Origin of the sequence: Synechococcus sp. SYN20 (assembly GCF_014279555.1) — a bacterium.
Lineage (GTDB): Bacteria > Cyanobacteriota > Cyanobacteriia > PCC-6307 > Cyanobiaceae > Synechococcus_C.
Genome location: NZ_CP047959.1, coordinates 2,163,197 through 2,179,987 on the forward strand (window position 1 = coordinate 2,163,197; position 16,791 = coordinate 2,179,987).

General features: G+C 54.8%; 15 protein-coding genes. 11 read left to right on the forward strand and 4 right to left on the reverse strand.

Annotated features, from left to right (window positions below; all coding sequences use genetic code 11):
* Positions 1–117: 117 nt before the first annotated feature.
* Positions 118–1,746, reverse strand: a complete 1,629-nt coding sequence (gene groL / locus SynSYN20_RS11540) for a chaperonin GroEL (protein WP_186523771.1) — start codon at positions 1,744–1,746, stop codon at positions 118–120.
* A 69-nt stretch (positions 1,747–1,815) separates the two neighbouring features.
* Positions 1,816–2,127, reverse strand: a complete 312-nt coding sequence (gene groES, locus SynSYN20_RS11545) for a co-chaperone GroES (protein WP_011620192.1) — start codon at positions 2,125–2,127, stop codon at positions 1,816–1,818.
* 220 nt (positions 2,128–2,347) lie between these two features.
* On the opposite strand from groES, the gene atpD reads away from it, so the two are divergent.
* Together atpD and atpC are read left to right on the forward strand one after the other, a co-directional pair.
* A complete protein-coding gene (gene atpD, locus SynSYN20_RS11550) occupies positions 2,348–3,811 on the forward strand; it encodes a F0F1 ATP synthase subunit beta (RefSeq protein WP_186523772.1) in 1,464 nt (487 codons plus the stop codon).
* Positions 3,812–3,882: 71 nt separating this feature from the next.
* Entirely contained in the window at positions 3,883–4,290 is a 408-nt protein-coding gene (atpC, locus tag SynSYN20_RS11555; protein WP_186523773.1) for an ATP synthase F1 subunit epsilon, read from the forward strand.
* Between the two features lie 190 nt (positions 4,291–4,480).
* Here the strand turns inward: atpC and SynSYN20_RS11560 are convergent, their stop codons facing one another.
* Positions 4,481–5,041 carry a 30S ribosomal protein PSRP-3 gene (locus tag SynSYN20_RS11560; RefSeq protein ID WP_186523774.1) on the reverse strand — a complete coding sequence of 187 codons (561 nt, stop codon included), beginning with the start codon at positions 5,039–5,041 and terminating at the stop codon, positions 4,481–4,483.
* A gap of 93 nt (positions 5,042–5,134) precedes the next feature.
* Between SynSYN20_RS11560 and SynSYN20_RS11565 the strand changes: the two genes are divergently transcribed.
* Both SynSYN20_RS11565 and SynSYN20_RS11570 read left to right on the forward strand, forming a co-directional pair.
* A complete protein-coding gene (locus SynSYN20_RS11565) occupies positions 5,135–5,926 on the forward strand; it encodes a TIGR01548 family HAD-type hydrolase (protein ID WP_186525623.1) in 792 nt (263 codons plus the stop codon).
* Positions 5,926–7,068: a calcium:proton antiporter gene (locus SynSYN20_RS11570; protein WP_186523775.1), complete on the forward strand. Its 1,143-nt coding sequence runs from the start codon at positions 5,926–5,928 to the stop codon at positions 7,066–7,068. Before SynSYN20_RS11565 ends, SynSYN20_RS11570 begins: the two co-directional genes overlap by 1 nt.
* A gap of 6 nt (positions 7,069–7,074) precedes the next feature.
* On the opposite strand, the gene SynSYN20_RS11575 is transcribed toward SynSYN20_RS11570, so the two are convergent.
* On the reverse strand, positions 7,075–8,412 hold the full coding sequence (locus tag SynSYN20_RS11575; RefSeq protein WP_186523776.1) for an aminopeptidase P N-terminal domain-containing protein: 1,338 nt from the start codon (positions 8,410–8,412) through the stop codon (positions 7,075–7,077).
* Positions 8,413–8,465: 53 nt separating this feature from the next.
* Here SynSYN20_RS11575 and SynSYN20_RS11580 point away from each other — a divergent pair, with 53 nt between their 5' ends.
* From SynSYN20_RS11580 to SynSYN20_RS11610, 7 genes are all read left to right on the forward strand, one after another.
* On the forward strand, positions 8,466–9,479 hold the full coding sequence (locus SynSYN20_RS11580; protein ID WP_186523777.1) for a CNNM domain-containing protein: 1,014 nt from the start codon (positions 8,466–8,468) through the stop codon (positions 9,477–9,479).
* Positions 9,476–10,825 (forward strand): GTP-binding protein, encoded by a 1,350-nt coding sequence (locus SynSYN20_RS11585; protein WP_186523778.1) that lies wholly within the window; start codon positions 9,476–9,478, stop codon positions 10,823–10,825. Before SynSYN20_RS11580 ends, SynSYN20_RS11585 begins: the two co-directional genes overlap by 4 nt.
* The gene (locus SynSYN20_RS11590) at positions 10,822–11,400 is read left to right on the forward strand and encodes a nicotinate-nucleotide adenylyltransferase (protein WP_186523779.1); all 579 of its coding nucleotides are present in this window, start codon (positions 10,822–10,824) and stop codon (positions 11,398–11,400) included. Before SynSYN20_RS11585 ends, SynSYN20_RS11590 begins: the two co-directional genes overlap by 4 nt.
* Positions 11,401–11,406: 6 nt before the next feature.
* Positions 11,407–13,128: an NAD+ synthase gene (locus SynSYN20_RS11595; RefSeq protein WP_186523780.1), complete on the forward strand. Its 1,722-nt coding sequence runs from the start codon at positions 11,407–11,409 to the stop codon at positions 13,126–13,128.
* Positions 13,129–13,198: 70 nt separating this feature from the next.
* Entirely contained in the window at positions 13,199–14,338 is a 1,140-nt protein-coding gene (gene ald / locus SynSYN20_RS11600; RefSeq protein ID WP_186523781.1) for an alanine dehydrogenase, read from the forward strand.
* A 228-nt stretch (positions 14,339–14,566) separates the two neighbouring features.
* A complete protein-coding gene (locus SynSYN20_RS11605) occupies positions 14,567–15,976 on the forward strand; it encodes a SagB family peptide dehydrogenase (RefSeq protein ID WP_255476259.1) in 1,410 nt (469 codons plus the stop codon).
* 303 nt (positions 15,977–16,279) lie between these two features.
* The gene (locus SynSYN20_RS11610; protein WP_186523783.1) at positions 16,280–16,417 is read left to right on the forward strand and encodes a high light inducible protein; all 138 of its coding nucleotides are present in this window, start codon (positions 16,280–16,282) and stop codon (positions 16,415–16,417) included.
* Positions 16,418–16,791: the final 374 nt, after the last annotated feature.

Sequence of the window (16,791 nt, forward strand, 5' to 3'; positions counted from 1 at the left end):
GGGGGCAAGCAATGGATCCTGCTCTGGAAAAGCAAACACAGATGGATTGCTGGCAACCCATCCATTAAAAAAGCCCCCGCGTAAACGGAGGCTAAAAACACAGTTCGGAAACTTGTTTTAGTAGTCGAAGTCGCCGCCCATACCGCCACCAGCAGCAGCTTCTTTCTTCTCTGGCATATCAGCCACGATGCATTCGGTGGTTAGCACCATGCCGGCAATCGAAGCAGCATTTTGTAAACCAGAGCGAGTCACCTTGGCAGGATCAACAATGCCTGCAGCGAGCATGTCGACATACTCACCATTGGCAGCGTTGTAGCCCTCGTTAAAGGACTTGGACTTGACGTTTTCAGCAACGACAGCGCCATTCACGCCAGCATTTTCAGCGATGCGCATCAGGGGAGCAGTCAGCGCTGAGGCCACAATGTTGGCACCGATCAACTCTTCGCCGGAAAGGTTGGCGGCTGCCCACTCTTCCAAGATTGGTGCCATATGAGCCAAGGTTGTACCGCCACCAGGAACGATGCCCTCCTCAACAGCTGCCTTTGTGGCGTTGATGGCATCTTCCAAACGAAGTTTCTTGTCCTTCATCTCTGTTTCGGTTGCTGCTCCCACCTTCACAACAGCAACGCCACCGGCCAACTTGGCTAAGCGCTCTTGGAGCTTCTCCTTGTCGTAGGTGGAGTCGGTCTCGTCCATCTGCTTCTTGATCTGCTCGCAACGCGTTTTCACAGCCACCTCATTGCCTTCGGCAACAATCGTGGTGGTGTCTTTGTTGATGGTCACGCGGCGGGCAGTGCCCAACATCTCCAGCTTGGCGTTTTCAAGCTTCAGACCTTGGTCTTCCGTAATCAACTGGCCGTTGGTCAACACCGCCATGTCTTCGATCATCGCTTTGCGACGATCACCGAAACCAGGAGCCTTCACTGCAGCCACATTGAGTACGCCGCGCAAGCGGTTCACCACCAAGGTGGCAAGAGCTTCTTTCTCAATGTCCTCAGCGATAATCAGGAGAGGCTTACCAGTGCGAGCAATTTGCTCAAGGACAGGTACCAAGTCTTGTACCAAGCCGATCTTCTTATCAGTTAAGAGGATGTAGGGCTCGTCCAGAACCGCTTCCATCCGCTCAGTATCTGTTGCGAAGTAAGGGGAGATATAACCCTTATCGAAACGCATACCCTCGGTGACCTCAAGCTCGGTCTCCATAGATTTCCCTTCTTCAAGAGAAATCACACCTTCTTTACCAACTTTATCCATGGCGTCGGCAATCATTTTGCCAACTTCTTCGTCGTTACCAGCAGAGATCGTGCCAACCTGAGCGATGGCATTGCTGTCTGCAATCGGCTTAGCGTTTTCTTGGATCTTTCCAACCAAGAAATCGGAAGCCTTATCAATACCCTTCTTCAGAGTGATTGCGTTGGCGCCGGCTGCCACGTTACGAAGGCCAGCTTTCACCATGGCATGAGCCAAAACGGTGGCTGTTGTGGTGCCATCACCAGCAGCATCGTTGGTTTTGGATGCGGCCTGACGAATGAGTGCAACACCGGTGTTTTCGATGTGATCCTCAAGCTCGATCTCTTTGGCAATCGTGACTCCATCATTAATGATCTGAGGAGCGCCAAATTTCTTCTCAAGAACCACATTGCGGCCTTTAGGACCGAGGGTCACTGCTACAGCTTCGGTGAGAATGTCGATGCCTTTTTCGAGAGCACGGCGAGCATTCTCGCTATAAATAATTCGCTTAGCCATAGGAGGCGATTAAAAAAGTTAAGAGGAAAATTCAGTCGTTTCTGAGATAAATCTCAGAGGAAATTGTGGTTAGCCCACAACAGCGAGAATGTCTTTCTCAGACAAAAGCACGTACTCATCGCTACCAAGCTTGATGTCTGTACCGGCGTACTTGCTGTACAGAACCTTGTCGCCGATTCCGACTTCAGGAGCCTGACGACTTCCATCGTCGTTGGACTTACCAGGACCAACCTGGACGACTTCGCCAACTTGGGGCTTTTCTTTGGCTGTATCTGGAAGAAGGATGCCGCCTGCAGTCTTTTCCTCGGATTCAGAGATTTTTACGAAGACGCGATCTCCAAGAGGCTTAACGGTGGAAACGCTGAGGGAAACAGCTGCCATGAGTATTTGAAGAGCAAGAACAGGGCGCTCGGCGCCGCACAAACGATGCGAGTTAGCACTCGAGGTCGTTGAGTGCCAAAGCTAGGTCCGTTGGTGGGCGAAGCACCAGCCGTGACGTGTGCGGGTGACCGAACAGACGTTTGACTTCAAGACGGTGGTAAGGTTCTGCCGCTCAGGAAGGGTTCGTCCTGTTGCGCGTCCCTCTCTCTTCTCCTTACTTATGGCCGCTGCTGCTCCCGCCTCCACCGGTTCCAAGGGCGTTGTCCGTCAGGTAATCGGACCGGTTCTGGACGTGGAATTCCCAGCCGGCAAGCTTCCAAAAATTCTGAATGCATTGCGGATCGAAGGCACTAACCCTGCTGGAGAAACGATTGGCTTAACCGCCGAAGTTCAGCAACTCCTCGGCGATCACAGAGTTCGTGCGGTGGCCATGAGTGGCACCGATGGTCTCGTGCGCGGAATGGAAGCCCTCGATACAGGCTCACCGATCTCAGTTCCAGTTGGCGAAGCCACCTTGGGCCGAATTTTCAACGTGCTCGGTGAACCAGTTGATGAGCAAGGCCCCGTCAAAACAGATCTCACTGCACCGATTCACCGAGAAGCTCCAAAGCTCACTGAGCTAGAGACAAAGCCCAAAGTGTTCGAAACGGGCATCAAGGTGATTGATCTCTTGGCTCCGTATCGCGAGGGAGGAAAAATTGGCCTCTTCGGCGGTGCTGGAGTTGGCAAAACCGTGTTGATTCAGGAGCTGATCAATAACATCGCTAAAGAGCATGGGGGCGTGTCCGTCTTCGGCGGCGTGGGAGAGCGCACCCGTGAGGGGAATGATCTTTACGAAGAATTCAAAGAGTCAGGCGTGATCAATGCCGATGATCTCTCGAAGTCCAAAGTGGCCCTCTGTTACGGGCAGATGAATGAGCCCCCTGGCGCACGCATGCGCGTGGGTCTCTCAGCGTTAACCATGGCCGAGCACTTCCGCGATGTGAACAAGCAGGACGTTCTGCTGTTCGTGGATAACATCTTCCGCTTCGTCCAAGCCGGATCTGAGGTTTCTGCTCTGCTGGGCCGCATGCCATCAGCTGTTGGCTACCAGCCCACTCTGGGAACCGACGTGGGAACACTCCAAGAGAGAGTTGCTTCCACACTGGAAGGATCGATCACGTCGATTCAGGCCGTCTATGTCCCCGCTGACGACCTAACGGACCCAGCTCCAGCGACGACCTTTGCTCACCTTGATGCCACCACGGTGTTGAACAGGGCATTGGCTTCCAAAGGCATCTATCCAGCTGTGGATCCCCTCGATTCCACAAGCACCATGCTGCAACCAGCAGTGGTGGGTGACGAGCACTACCGAACTGCACGCGCTGTTCAATCAACGCTTCAGCGTTACAAAGAACTTCAAGACATCATCGCCATTCTTGGTTTAGATGAACTGTCTGAAGATGACCGCCAGACAGTAGACCGGGCTCGCAAAATCGAGAAATTCCTGTCTCAGCCCTTCTTTGTTGCTCAAATCTTCACCGGTATGCCTGGCAAGTACGTGAAGCTTGAGGACACCATCAGCGGCTTCAATCAAATTCTCGCCGGCGAACTCGACAGCCTTCCAGAGCAGTCCTTCTATCTGGTCGGTAACATCGACGAAGTCAAAGCCAAAGCCGAGAAGATCGCGGCTGAAGCTAACTGATCGTCATCGGAGCGCTTGCGCTCCGATCATGACCAGCAATTCGCTTTCCCATTCTTCGCAGCCTCCCTTTCATGTCACTCACCCTCCGCGTTCTGGCACCAGACCAGAGTGTGTTCGATGGCTCGGCTGATGAGGTCATCCTCCCCAGCACCACCGGCCAAGTCGGCATCCTTCCAGGTCATGTCTCTCTGCTTGCTGCTCTCGACGTTGGGGTCCTCAGAGTGCGTACCAATAGCGATTGGCAATCCATTGCCTTGATGGGTGGCTTCGCAGAGATCGAATCCGATGACGTCACCGTTCTGGTGAATTCAGCTGAACTCGGCGTCAACATTGATTCCACATCAGCTGAAAGCGATCTTTCAGCTGCACGCACTGCCGTCACGAAGTTAGATGGCCAGCCTTCCTCTCCTGAAAAAGTAAAAGCCCAGCAACTTTTCGAACGGGCTAGGGCGCGTGCCCAAGCGAGCCAACCAACTTAAGTTGTAGAAAACAACGATCGATTTCATAAAAGCACCCCTTTAAGGGTGCTTTTTTTGTGAATTAGGTTTTACTTTCGAAGCTGTTTTTGCAATATGCAACATCAAAAACAGCATTAAAAAGCCCCGTCGAAACGGGGCGCGGGGCTAAGGCTAAAACCTGGATCACGGAACAACGAAAACAATCGTTGGATCAGGCGGTACCGCAGAACGTAACGTCAGGAAACTTGAGCTTCGCTTCGTCAAGGCTCTTGCCTTTGCCTTCTTCTTGCCAGTAGTTGATAACTTCGGTGGCTTTATTCAAAACTTCAACACGCTCATTATCTGTGATCCAGCTTTTTGCTTCCAACTCACTCTTGAGAGTCTCCCAAGCATCTTCACGAGGCCAGAAGAAATAAGCCGTCAGCGGGCTGGGGCCACCGCCAACAATCTGATCAACGGCCAAAGCAACGTTATCGGGAAGCCAGAGGATCTTCAACAAGAAGCGTCCTTCATCGGCTTTTGGGGTGTAGCCAGAGGGAACTCCATCAGCATCAATGGTGGCAGAAGCAAGTGCTGCACTGCCACCGCGCATCACTGGACGGCCCTCTTTCGGCTCTTGCTGCTGCTCGGAAACTTCACCCTTTGGCGTTGCATCTTCACCCTGGGGAGCGGCATCACCCGCGGGTGTTGCGTCGGCCTGGGGTGCTGCATCAGCTGCTGCTGCCTCTGTTGCGACCTCCTGGTCGACGGCAGCGCCTTCGGAAACCGTCATGGTGTCAGGGCTCAAGGATGAAGGACAAAGAACTAACTTACCAGTTGTTGACGCCAAATCCCCCTGCAATCCTCAGGATCAAAGCCACAAGCAATCCTGCTTTTCGACATTGATGGCGTCATTCGGGATGTAGCAGGCAGTTATCGCCGTGCTCTCCAGGCCACCGTGCATCACTACTGCGGGTGGGAGCCTGGTCACGAGACGGTTGACGCACTGAAAGGAGAAGGACGCTGGAACAATGACTGGGACGCGAGCCTCGAACTGCTCCGTCGGCACGCACTGACCCATCGCTCAAACACGCCTTCTTCCCATTCAGATGCACTGCCAAGTCGCGCTGATCTGATCGAGGTGTTCAGCCGTTTTTACTTTGGATCTGATCCAGAGGGAGATCCCTTCACTTGGGATGGTTTCATCTGCGATGAACCCCTCCTCGTCGATCCAAACTTTTTTGCAGCACTAACGAATCGGGACATCCGTTGGGGGTTTGTGAGCGGTGCAGAGCCACCGTCCGCGCGCTTTCTTCTCGAGCAGCGTCTCGGTTTGCAGAACCCTCCCCTAATTGCAATGGGAGATGCACCAGACAAACCAGATCCCGAAGGGCTCATCAGGTTGGCAAGCACCCTTTTGGATTGCAGCCTCGGTTCCGACGCACCACTCATTGCCTATCTCGGGGACACCGTCGCCGACGTCCACACCGTGATGCGCGCCCAGGAGCAGGTCCCTCAGCAGCGTTGGATGAGCTTGGCTGTTGTTCCTCCCCACCTCCAAAGCCCAGGGCAATCTGAGGCGCGAGCGCATTACGAAGAGAACCTACGAGCTGCGGGAGCAGAGGTGATCTTCCCCACGACCAAGGCGGCACTCAACTGGGATCCCAATCAAGATTGATGCGCAAAGAGTGGCCCGTGCTTCTTGGAGCGGTCGTCCTAATCGGCCTCCAAACCACCCATCTTCTGGATTGGCTCTTGCTGCAGTCGGCAACGCTCGTCTTGGGGGGATTAGGAGGACTCAGTCTTTTGATTTTGCTGCTGGCGAGGCGCATTGCCAGCCAAGCCGATCATCTCGCCGAAATGCTCGGTGAGCCGATTGGCACGCTTGTGCTGACAGGCTCCGTGATCCTGATTGAGCTGGCTCTGGTCACCAGCACCATGTTGAGCGGCGAGAGCAATCCCACCTTGGCAAGGGATTCGATGTTCTCGGTGTTGATGATTGTTCTCACCGGGGTGAAAGGAATCACCTTGATCTTGGCGTCACGCTTTCAAACATCTGGGTTCACGGAACCCTTCCGGCCAGAAGACATGGCCACCGTCAACCAGAGCGGTGCTTCCACCTACATCAACTTGATCACGACGATGAGCGTGCTTGTGTTGGTGCTCCCTAATTTCAGCTCTGATAGCTCGGAAGCCAACTTTTCCCTTCCGATCAACTGGCTTCTCACCGTTGTGGCCATTGGGCTCTATGCAGCTTTCCTGCGCTTCCAAACCGGCTCCTATCGCAATCTGTTTCTTGAAGCCCCCAGGCAACTGGAGTTGCAGGAAACCGAAGCAACCAATGGGCTGCAGGAGGCAGCAGACGGCGACAACGACTCGGCGCTTCGTAGCGGTCTTCTCATGGCGATTGGCCTCTTGGTCTTGGTCCTGATCGCTGAATCCATGGGGAACTTGATCGAAGTGGGTATCACCGACCTCGGGCTCCCCAGCTCCCTGGGTGGTGTGTTGGTGGGCCTTCTCGTCGTGGCTCCGGAAGCTCTCAATGCATTCCAAGCTGCGAATCGAGGAGAGGTGCAACGGTCTCTCAATACGCTCTACGGATCGTCCTTATCCACTCTTTGCCTCACCGTTCCAGCGGTGCTCTTCATTGGAGAACTGACAAACACCAACGTGATCCTTGGGCTCAATCCGATGGAATCCGTATTGCTAGTTCTCACACTGATCCTGGTCCGCCCTCTGAGCGGCAGGGTCAGCGAACTCGATGGCCTGATGCTCTTATCCGTTGGTTTGGTCTGGATCTCACTGCAAGTGGTGAGCTAAACGTCATCAGCGCTCCATCGAAGCAATGTCTTTCAAAGCCGTAGCCGTTAAAACCTCGTAGCCATCCTTGAGAACGACAACATCATCTTCAATGCGAATGCCGATCCCTTTCCAGCGTTCGTCGATTTCAGGCTGACCATCCGGGACCGGTAGCCGGTCACTGACATAGAGACCAGGCTCCACTGTGAGCACCATGCCTGGATCAAGCTCCACATGATGCTCACCAAGCCTGTAGGCACCAACGTCGTGCACATCTAAACCAAGCCAGTGCCCAGTGCGGTGCATATACAGATGGCGGTAGGCACCCTGCTCGATGATCCCGTCTGCCTCTCCAGCCAAAAGGCCTAGATCCAGCAAACCATCGACAAGCTGGCGCAAAGCGGTCTGGTGCACCTCTTCCGCGGTTCCTCCAGGCCTAACGGTGGCAATAGCCGATTCCTGAGCGCTCAGAACAAGTTCATAGAGAGCTCGCTGTTCACCGCTGAAACGACCATTCACGGGAAAGGTGCGGGTGATATCTCCGTTGTAGTAGTCACCGATTGAGCAGCCGGCGTCAATCAGCAACAGATCACCGTCTTTGAGCAGATCTTGATTGTCGATGTAATGCAGGACGCAAGCGTTATCTCCTCCTGCAACGATTGAGCCATAGGCAGGGCCCCTGGCCCCTTGATCAAGGAAGTGAAACTCGATCAGGGCTTGTACCTGTCGCTCGCTCATCCCAGGCTTTACTGCTGCACGCGCCAACTCATGAGCCTCCGCTGAGATGCGGCACGCTTCACGCATCCGATCGAGCTCCGCTGGATCTTTGCGCAAGCGCAGTTCATGCAAGACAGGGCAGGGCGCAACCAGCCCAAGAGCCGCGGCTCCCCGTCGCGAGGCGCGATCCAATTGTTCAGCCCAAACCTCGAGCACCACGGACTCCACCGCCGGGTGATGTCCGGTACGGAAGGCGATGCCCTCAGCATCTTTCAGGTACCCACGCAGATGGGTGGCCAACTCAGAGCGCGGGTGAGCCACATCAGCGCCGAACTGATCCACCGCACCCTCGGTGCCCCAACGCCGTCCTGTCCACACCTCGGCCCCTGGCTCTCGAGGATTCACAAACAACACATAGCGCTCGCCTTCAGGCCGATGCGGCAAAAACAGGGCGACGGCATCCGGCTCATCAAATCCGGTGAGATACCAAAAGTCGCTGTTCTGACGAAAGGGCCACTCACAGTCGGCATGGTGTGTAACCAGAGTTGCCGCTGGAATCACAGCAGCCGCGCCGCCAAGATGGGCCATGAAGCGCTGACGGCGCTCGGCGTAACCCTGAGCATCAATAGGGAGAGAACTATGAACCACGACGGAGACAGGGCACCAGATAGACGTCAGGATGGCAGGCAAAGCATCCAGGCATGACTCACGACCTGCTGATCCTGATTCTGCTGGTGGTCGTGGTCCTCACCGGATCCGCCTTGTGTTCTGGCGTCGAGGCGGCTCTGCTCTCCGTCAACCCTGTTCGCGTTGTCGAACTCGCGGGTCGATCCAAACCTGTTGCCGGTGCTCGGCGCTTAGCCCAGCTCCGTCAGCGACTCGGCCGAACCCTGTCGGTGCTGGTGATTGCCAACAACGGCTTCAATATTTTCGGCAGTTTGATGCTCGGTGGATACGCCGCTTGGCTCTTCGAAGATATGGGGATCAGCGCGGTGGCTCTCCCTCTCTTCTCCATCGGTCTCACCGTGCTGGTGATTCTTTTAGGAGAAATTCTCCCCAAGGCGATCGGCACCCGACTGGCGCTGCCTGTCTCCCTCGCTAGTGCACCGGTTTTGCACCTGCTTGGCGTTCTGATGCGTCCGCTCGTTCTTCTGCTGGAGAGACTGCTGCCGGCCATTACTCAGGAAAGTGAACTCAATACCGACGAAGAGGAGATTCGACTGCTGGCCCGGATGGGATCCCAAACCGGCCAAATCGAAGCGGATGAGGCGGCGATGATCGCCAAGGTGTTCCAGCTCAACGACCTCACCGCGAGGGATTTGATGACACCAAGGGTTGCTGCTCCGAGCCTGGACGGTGCAAGCACATTGCTGCAGCTAAGGTCTGCCCTACTCGAAAACGAAGCCCAATGGTGGGTGGTCTTAGGTGATGCGGTGGACAAGGTTTTAGGTGTCGCCAGTCGCGATCGATTGTTGGCGGCACTCGTCCAAAACCAAGGTCAACTCACCCCAGCAGATCTGAGCGAACCCGTCGAATTTGTGCCTGAAATGATTCGCGCCGATCGATTACTAACAGCCTTCCGTCGCGATAACAGCGGGGTCAGAGTTGTGGTGGATGAATTCGGAGGGTTTGTTGGCGTCATTGGCCCTGATGCAGTTCTGGCCGTGCTCGCTGGCTGGTGGCGCAAGTCAGCAGGAGCCAATGGGGCGTCATGACGACGTCCTCGCCTCCATCCACTACGGAGCGGTGCCTCTCACTGCTACAAACCTGGAGATCTCAGCTCCAGCTCAATCGCCGAGAACAAACCGTGTTGGCGGGCTCGCTCAGGAGCTTGGACCTGCAATTGGACCGCCTGTCGAATCGCAACCTGCGCGTCGCGGTCTTCGGCCGCGTGGGAGTGGGGAAATCAAGCCTCGTCAATGCCCTGATCGGCCAAGAACTCCTGGCCACTGACGTAGCTCACGGCTGCACCAGACAGCAACAAGCTTTGCCTTGGACGATCTCCATTCCTGGTCTCAACACGGTCGAACTCGTCGACACGCCAGGAATCGATGAGGTTGCAGCAGCGGCGCGTGCGCGACTGGCAGCGCGGGTAGCCCTGCAGTCCGATCTTGTGCTGCTTGTGTTGGATGCCGACATCAGCAGGGTTGAGCTCGATGCCTTGGAGACCTTGATGAGCAGTGGAAAACCGGTCCTTCCGGTGCTGAACCGCAGTGATTGTTGTCCCCCAGAACAACTCGAGTGCCTCCTGCAAAGCATCAGCCAAAGGATCCAGGAGCGTTGCTATCGCAACCATCGCGCGAAAATCCCTCAACCGATTTCCGTTTCAGCAGCCCCTCGCAAAGCCTGCCAACAGTCCGACGGCAGGGTTCGCAGCGAGCGCCAACCAGCGGTCGTGAACCCGCTATGCACTGCTGTGATCCATCTGCTGCAAGAGCAAGGCCAAGCCCTCTTGGCCTTGAATGCGCTCCGTCAAGCAGAACGGCTCCAACAACAACTGGAACTCGGTCGACTGGAGCGCCGACGACATGATGCGCAAAGCCTGATCGGCCGCTACGCAGCGCTCAAGGCCACAGGGGTTGCAGCCAATCCTCTGGTGTTACTCGATCTAGCCGGAGGTATGGCCTGCGATACCGCCCTGGTGGTGCAGCTTTGCAAGCTCTATGACCTGCCGATGGGAGGACCAGCAGCACGACGGCTGATGCAACGGCTCTCGGGGCATAACGCCATGTTGGGAGGCGTCCAACTGGGACTTCAGCTGGCGCTCTCGGGTCTTCGACAGCTGTTGCTCATCGCTGCCCCTTTTTCCGGGGGATTAAGCCTCGGTCCAGCTGCGCCCGTCGCCTTAGCCCAGGCGGCTCTCGCTGTGCACACAACGCGCAGGACTGGCCGGCTCACAGCACGCTGGCTGGTCGATCAACGCGGTCGAGGGCGGCGGGGCAATCCAGCACCGACAACCCTCATGCGACGCCTTATTCGCAGCGATACCAACATGCAACGCCTGATTGCAGATTGGCCACAGCCATCAAGTCGGCCCCGGCGCGACGGGCTCCTGCCATGACCGCAACCATCGCCCTGCTTGGCACCAGCGCTGATCCACCAACGCTCGGGCATCAGGGTCTCCTCGAGGGCCTTTTAGATCACTTTCAACGTGTCGCAACCTGGGCTAGCGACAACCCAATGAAACGCCACGATGCCTGCCTAGAGCTCCGCAGCGAGCTGCTCCAGGCCTTGGTCATGGCCATCGACAATCCACGGTTGAGCATCGACCAAACACTCAGTAGCCCATACACCATCACCACGGTTGAACGTGCAGCACGTCTGTGGCCCCATCACGAGCTCTGCTTTGTTGTGGGCAGTGATCTGGCTGCTCAGATCCCCCATTGGAAGCAAAGCGAGCTTTGGCTCAAGCGCTGCCGGCTGGGAGTCGTGCCGCGAAAGGGTTGGCCGCTGGAGCCCCAACACCTCGAAGGACTCCGCCACCTCGGTGCACAGATCACTGTGCTGCCCTTGGAGATTCCTGAAACAGCCAGCTCAAGCATTCGCAAGACGAGTAAGGCGGATCAAATCCCAAAACCGCTCTGGCCCCTCCTTTTGCAGCACAATCTTTATGGACTCCAAGACGCTCCCTCCTGAACTGCCATGCGCATCGCCCTGGCCCAGACCAATCCTCTGGTGGGCGATCTGTCCGGGAACGCCAAACGGCTACTAGAGGCTTGTCTCAAAATCAGCCAGCAGGCGCAGGGCACTTCCCCCGCGTTAGTGGTGAGCCCAGAACTTTCCCTTTGGGGCTACCCACCTCGAGACCTGCTGTTAAGTCCTGAGCATCTTCAGAAGCAAAGCGAGGCCCTCAATCAGCTGCAACAGGGACTCAGCCATGCCCTGCCGCAAACGGCCCTGCTGGTAGGGGTTGTGGAACCTGCTCCAGACCAGCAGCATCCACGACTCTTCAATGCGGTAGCCCTGGTGGAGGCAAACGGTTGGCGTGTTGTAGCCCGCAAACAACTCCTCCCCACCTATGACGTCTTTGATGAATCGCGGTATTTCAGGCCTGCCAACCAACCCAGTGTTCTGAGCTTTCAAGCCGAAGGACAGCATTGGCGCCTAGGGATCACCATCTGCGAAGACCTCTGGGTTGAGGACGCGCTTCAAGCACAACGCCTGGTGGGACCGGATCCAATCGCCAACCTCATCCCAGAGCAAGTGGATATGTTGCTGAACCTCTCCGCGTCCCCTTTCGGCAGAACCAAAGCATCGATCCGGCATCAGCTCGCCGCCCGCGCCGCCAAACGTCTTCATTGCCCAGTGATTTATGTGAACCAGGTGGGCGGCAATGACGAGTTGGTGTTCGATGGCGGCAGTTTCGTGATGGCAGCTACCGGTGAGGTGGAATTGCAACTTCCGGCCTGCCGTGAAGCCATCGATTGCTGGGACAGCAGCAATCCCAGTTCTGAAACAACCACAGGTACGACATACCCCTCGGAAAGCGCAGATCTCGAGCAACTGTTCAAGGCCCTTGTGCTGGGCGTACATGACTACGCCGATAAATGCGGTTTTCAACGCGCCCTGCTCGGTCTTAGTGGCGGCATCGACTCAGCGCTTGTGGCTGTGATTGCGGCAGCGGCACTCGGATCAGATCGCGTGCAGGCAATGCTGATGCCCTCTCCTTGGAGCTCTGATGGGTCCATTGATGATGCAGAAGCGCTTGCAAACCGTCTGGGGGCTTCCACTAAAACAGTGCCGATTCAAGGCTTGATGCAGGGCTTTGAAGCAAGCCTCACCCCAGCACTGGATCAAGCCCCGTCGGGCATTACGGCGGAAAATCTGCAATCACGCATTCGAGGCACCTTGCTCATGGCCGTTGCCAATCAACAAGGGCAGCTCTTGCTTGCGACGGGCAACAAATCAGAACTTGCCGTGGGGTACTGCACCCTTTACGGCGACATGAATGGCGGGCTGGCAGTGATCGGTGATCTCTATAAGTCAACGGTGTTTTCCCTCTGCCGCTGGTTAGACAGCCCTGATGCCATGGGGTGTCGCAAAGAGCTTGGCCTTCCAGAGCACAGCGACTTGATCGGACCGGAGATCCTGAACAAGCCGCCTAGCGCGGAGCTACGTCCTGACCAACAAGACAGTGACTCGCTTCCCGACTACGCAACACTCGATCCACTTCTGAATGATCTGATCGAAAAGCACAGTTCAGGCGCTCAATTGATCGCAGCTGGACATGATCCGGCTGACGTGAAACGGATTGAGAAACTCTTTCGACGCGCGGAATTTAAACGCCGCCAGGCTCCTCCTGTCCTGAAAGTGAGCCGACAGGCCTTTGGGACTGGTTGGAGGCTCCCAATCGCCGCCCGCTGATTTCAAGACACTTAGACCAGTGGCCAATCCGGCAAAGCAGGGTCAGATTGAAGAATCGTCTTCGGCAGCCATGGCCCAATCCGTACTGACGGCTCCGATGGCCACCATCGGAGTCCCAAAAGAAATCAAGGTTGATGAGCAACGCGTCGCGCTCACACCCGATGCCGTCAAAGAGCTCGTGACCCACGGACTGGAGGTGCGGATCCAGAGCGGTGCCGGTTCCGGCGCAGGAATTGATGATGAGGCCTTCGCGGCTGCAGGCGCACAGATCGTGGACCAAGAACAAGCTTGGGGCGCTCACTTGGTCGTAAAGGTGAAAGAACCGCAGCCTGAAGAATTCCGCTTTTTACGGAATGACATGGTGTTATTCACATACCTGCACCTAGCGGCATACCCAGAGGTGGGCGAGGCCCTTCTTGCCGCTGGCACCACGGGCGTTGCCTACGAAACAGTGCAACTAGAAAACGGAACCCTGCCACTGCTGGCGCCGATGAGCGAAATCGCTGGCAGGCTTGCCGCACAAGTAGGGGCTCGATTGCTCGAGCGCCCGCAAGGAGGCCGAGGGGTACTGATCGGAGGTTGTACTGGTGTGCAACCAGCCCGCGTGGTGGTTCTTGGTGCAGGCACCGTGGGTTGGAACGCGGCACGTCTGGCGGCTGCCATGGATGCCGAAGTGATGCTTCTGGATCGCTCTCCCGAACGGTTGCGCAGCCTGGAGGCCTATCGGAGCGGACGCCTGATGAGCATTGTGAGCAGCCGCGGGCTCCTCGAGAGACTGATCCCCACTGCTGATCTTCTGATTGGAGCCGTTTTAACGCCTGGAGGAAGGGCACCAACGCTGGTGGATGAAGAGATGGTGAAAGGGATGAAACCAGGCTCAGCAATCGTTGATGTGGCCATCGATCAAGGCGGCTGCATCGCAACAAGCCGCGAGACAACGCATACAAACCCCACCGTGACCATCCACGGTGTTCAGCATTACGCCGTAGGCAACATGCCCGGCGCCGTGCCGTTCACCTCCACCGAAGCCCTCGTGAGCGTGACCTTGCCTTACATCGTTGGCATCGCAGGGCGCGGCTTGGAGGAGGCGGTGACAGAACGGCCTGAATTGCTTTCTGGTCTTAATACGGTGCAGGGCTCTGTTTGGCATCCAGGTGTCGCCAAAGCACTCGATGTGCCACCTCGTCATCCCATGGCCTGCTTGCGCTAATCAAGATCTGCTTTTTTCTGGACAAAAACGACCTTCAAGACGCAAAAAATAGCGGAAATCGACCGCAGACATAGCACACAATTAGATAGCTTTCAACAGATAACTTTTAATGCATAACTACCAACGGATAACATCCAACAGAAGGCTTCCAGTCAAGGTCAAAAGGTCACAGACATGCCTAGATACTTATTTCGTGAAGGGGTAGACATCAGCGCAGATGGCAACGACATGGTTGTCACAACCCCTTATGCCACACGAGCAAATCCCAATCGACAGACATTGCGCTTCAAAGGCGTAAAAGAATCACTAAAAAAAATTCTCAAAGAGCTATCTCAAGCTGGAATCGAAAGCAATCAATATTTAGCCATACCAGAAAAAATAGAATCTACAGCTCCGCATTTAGCTCTTGAGCCCCAACTCAAGATGCTCTACAAGAACGGCTTACTGATTCACGAAATCGATGGATGCAATGGCATTGCCATGCGCCTCCTACCGATCCATCCCGGACTCGATCAGCATCCCTATCCAGAAACTGAAAAAGAATTCAAACTCTCAAAGTTTATAAGCATTCAGCCCTGCATAGAAGGCCTAGATATCACAACACCCTTATCTCCCACAACATTACGCCTGCAAGATCATCGGCTTTACCCACTGATCCAGAAGCTCGTATCGCCTTGCACAACGGAAGACATCAGGACCTTCCTACCCGAAGAATTACGCATTCAACATCGAGATGTTATTGCATTCTTACTGTCATCTGGCGTGGTTGGAATCTGCAACACCAGCAACAACGTAGAGATCGACCAAGAGGCCATCACAGCCGGTTGGAACAGGCAAGACCTGAGCTTCCATACGCACACGCGTGGCCATTTTATTGATCGATGCAAAGAAGAGTTATTGCCGAAAACAATCGACAAGAAAACCCCGCCAGCTAAGCATCAAAGAATCATTCTGAGCAAAGTGTCCCTACCAAAACCATCGATCAACAATCAGATTTCAAATTTCTATCAAATCATTCAGGCAAGGCAAACCATTCGCGCCTACAGCTCCATGCCTATCACCGCCAAAGCATTAGGGAGCCTACTCTGGTATTCCATGCATACCCGAGAAGAGATCACCTGCGACCCAGGATTACCTCGATCTTACGAAGGCTTACTGAGGCCTACTGCAAGTGCTGGAGGCCTCCATTCCATCGAGCTTTATCTATGCATTAAACAGTGCATCGGCATTAGCCCTGGCTTTTATCATTACGACTCTTTTGATCACGCTCTTGGGAAGATGAGTGATCTCAACAAACCATGCCAAAGCATGCTCGAGATGGCAGTGAATACAACATGTCGAGCCCCTCAGGCGGCTTCTGTATCACCTAGCCAGGGCCAGCAGCCTGATGTCCTGATCGTAATGGCTACGCGCTACGCAAGGAATGCAAGCCTTCATTCAGAAACCGGGCTTGCCTATGCCCTGATCCTAAAAGATGCAGGATCAATTTATCAACAACTTTATCTTGTTGCCACAGCGCTGGGGCTCGCACCGTGCGGGCTTAGCTTTGGAAGCAGTGAATTATTCGAACAGGTTTCCGGAATATCAGGCAAGAGCGAATGCTCCGTCGGTGAATTCATGATTGGCAATCCTAAATAAAGACTCATAACCCTTCCAAACAAAAAACAGGCAATTAAATAGTTGCGAAAGCAGAAAAAAAGGGCACGGCCAGCCACAAAGGCAATCCGAACATGTCCATCGAGCTCCTCTTCACTGCGCAGCACTTGTCAGCAGACGAGAAAAGCACTGCTTGAAAGGCCACTGCTTGGCGCTGGCATGTGGCCAGAAGCGCCTCGACAGACCCGTCACTAGCTCGAATCAGCCGCAAAACGGGAACCTTTGCGCCAAGCAGCTAAAACACGCAACAGTCTGTTACAGTATGTTCAACTTTCTTAACGATCCATGAACGACTCCAAATTAGGTTTCTCGTCATTTGCAGAGCAGTGGAACGGAAGACTGGCCATGATGGGCTTCGTGATCGGCCTCGGCACAGAACTCCTAACGGGACAAGGAATTCTTTCCCAAATCGGTCTCGGTTGAATTATTGAATTAATCCAATAATTCAAGTTTTAAGAAGAGCTGGTCAGTGACCGGCTCTTTTTTTTGCAAATAATGCTGTCACTAGCTCGCAAGTACAGACTTTCATGTACAGGAAGTTTTAGTAATCCGTTGAGGGCGATGGGAATTGATTTCGGAACACCCTTATACTCTTCGACGCCACAGAAGCATTTATCGGCAACGATTCAGTAATCACCCGTTAACAACTGAAGAGACTTCTTTGATTCTCGACAGGATCATATTTTGAATTTGCATTAGATAAAGGCGTTGTACTTTTTTGGAGAGAATAATTTCTCCTTTCATAAAACATGCATGGAAGCATTAAAAACCATTGTTAATTATCCCTTCTGTTGCAC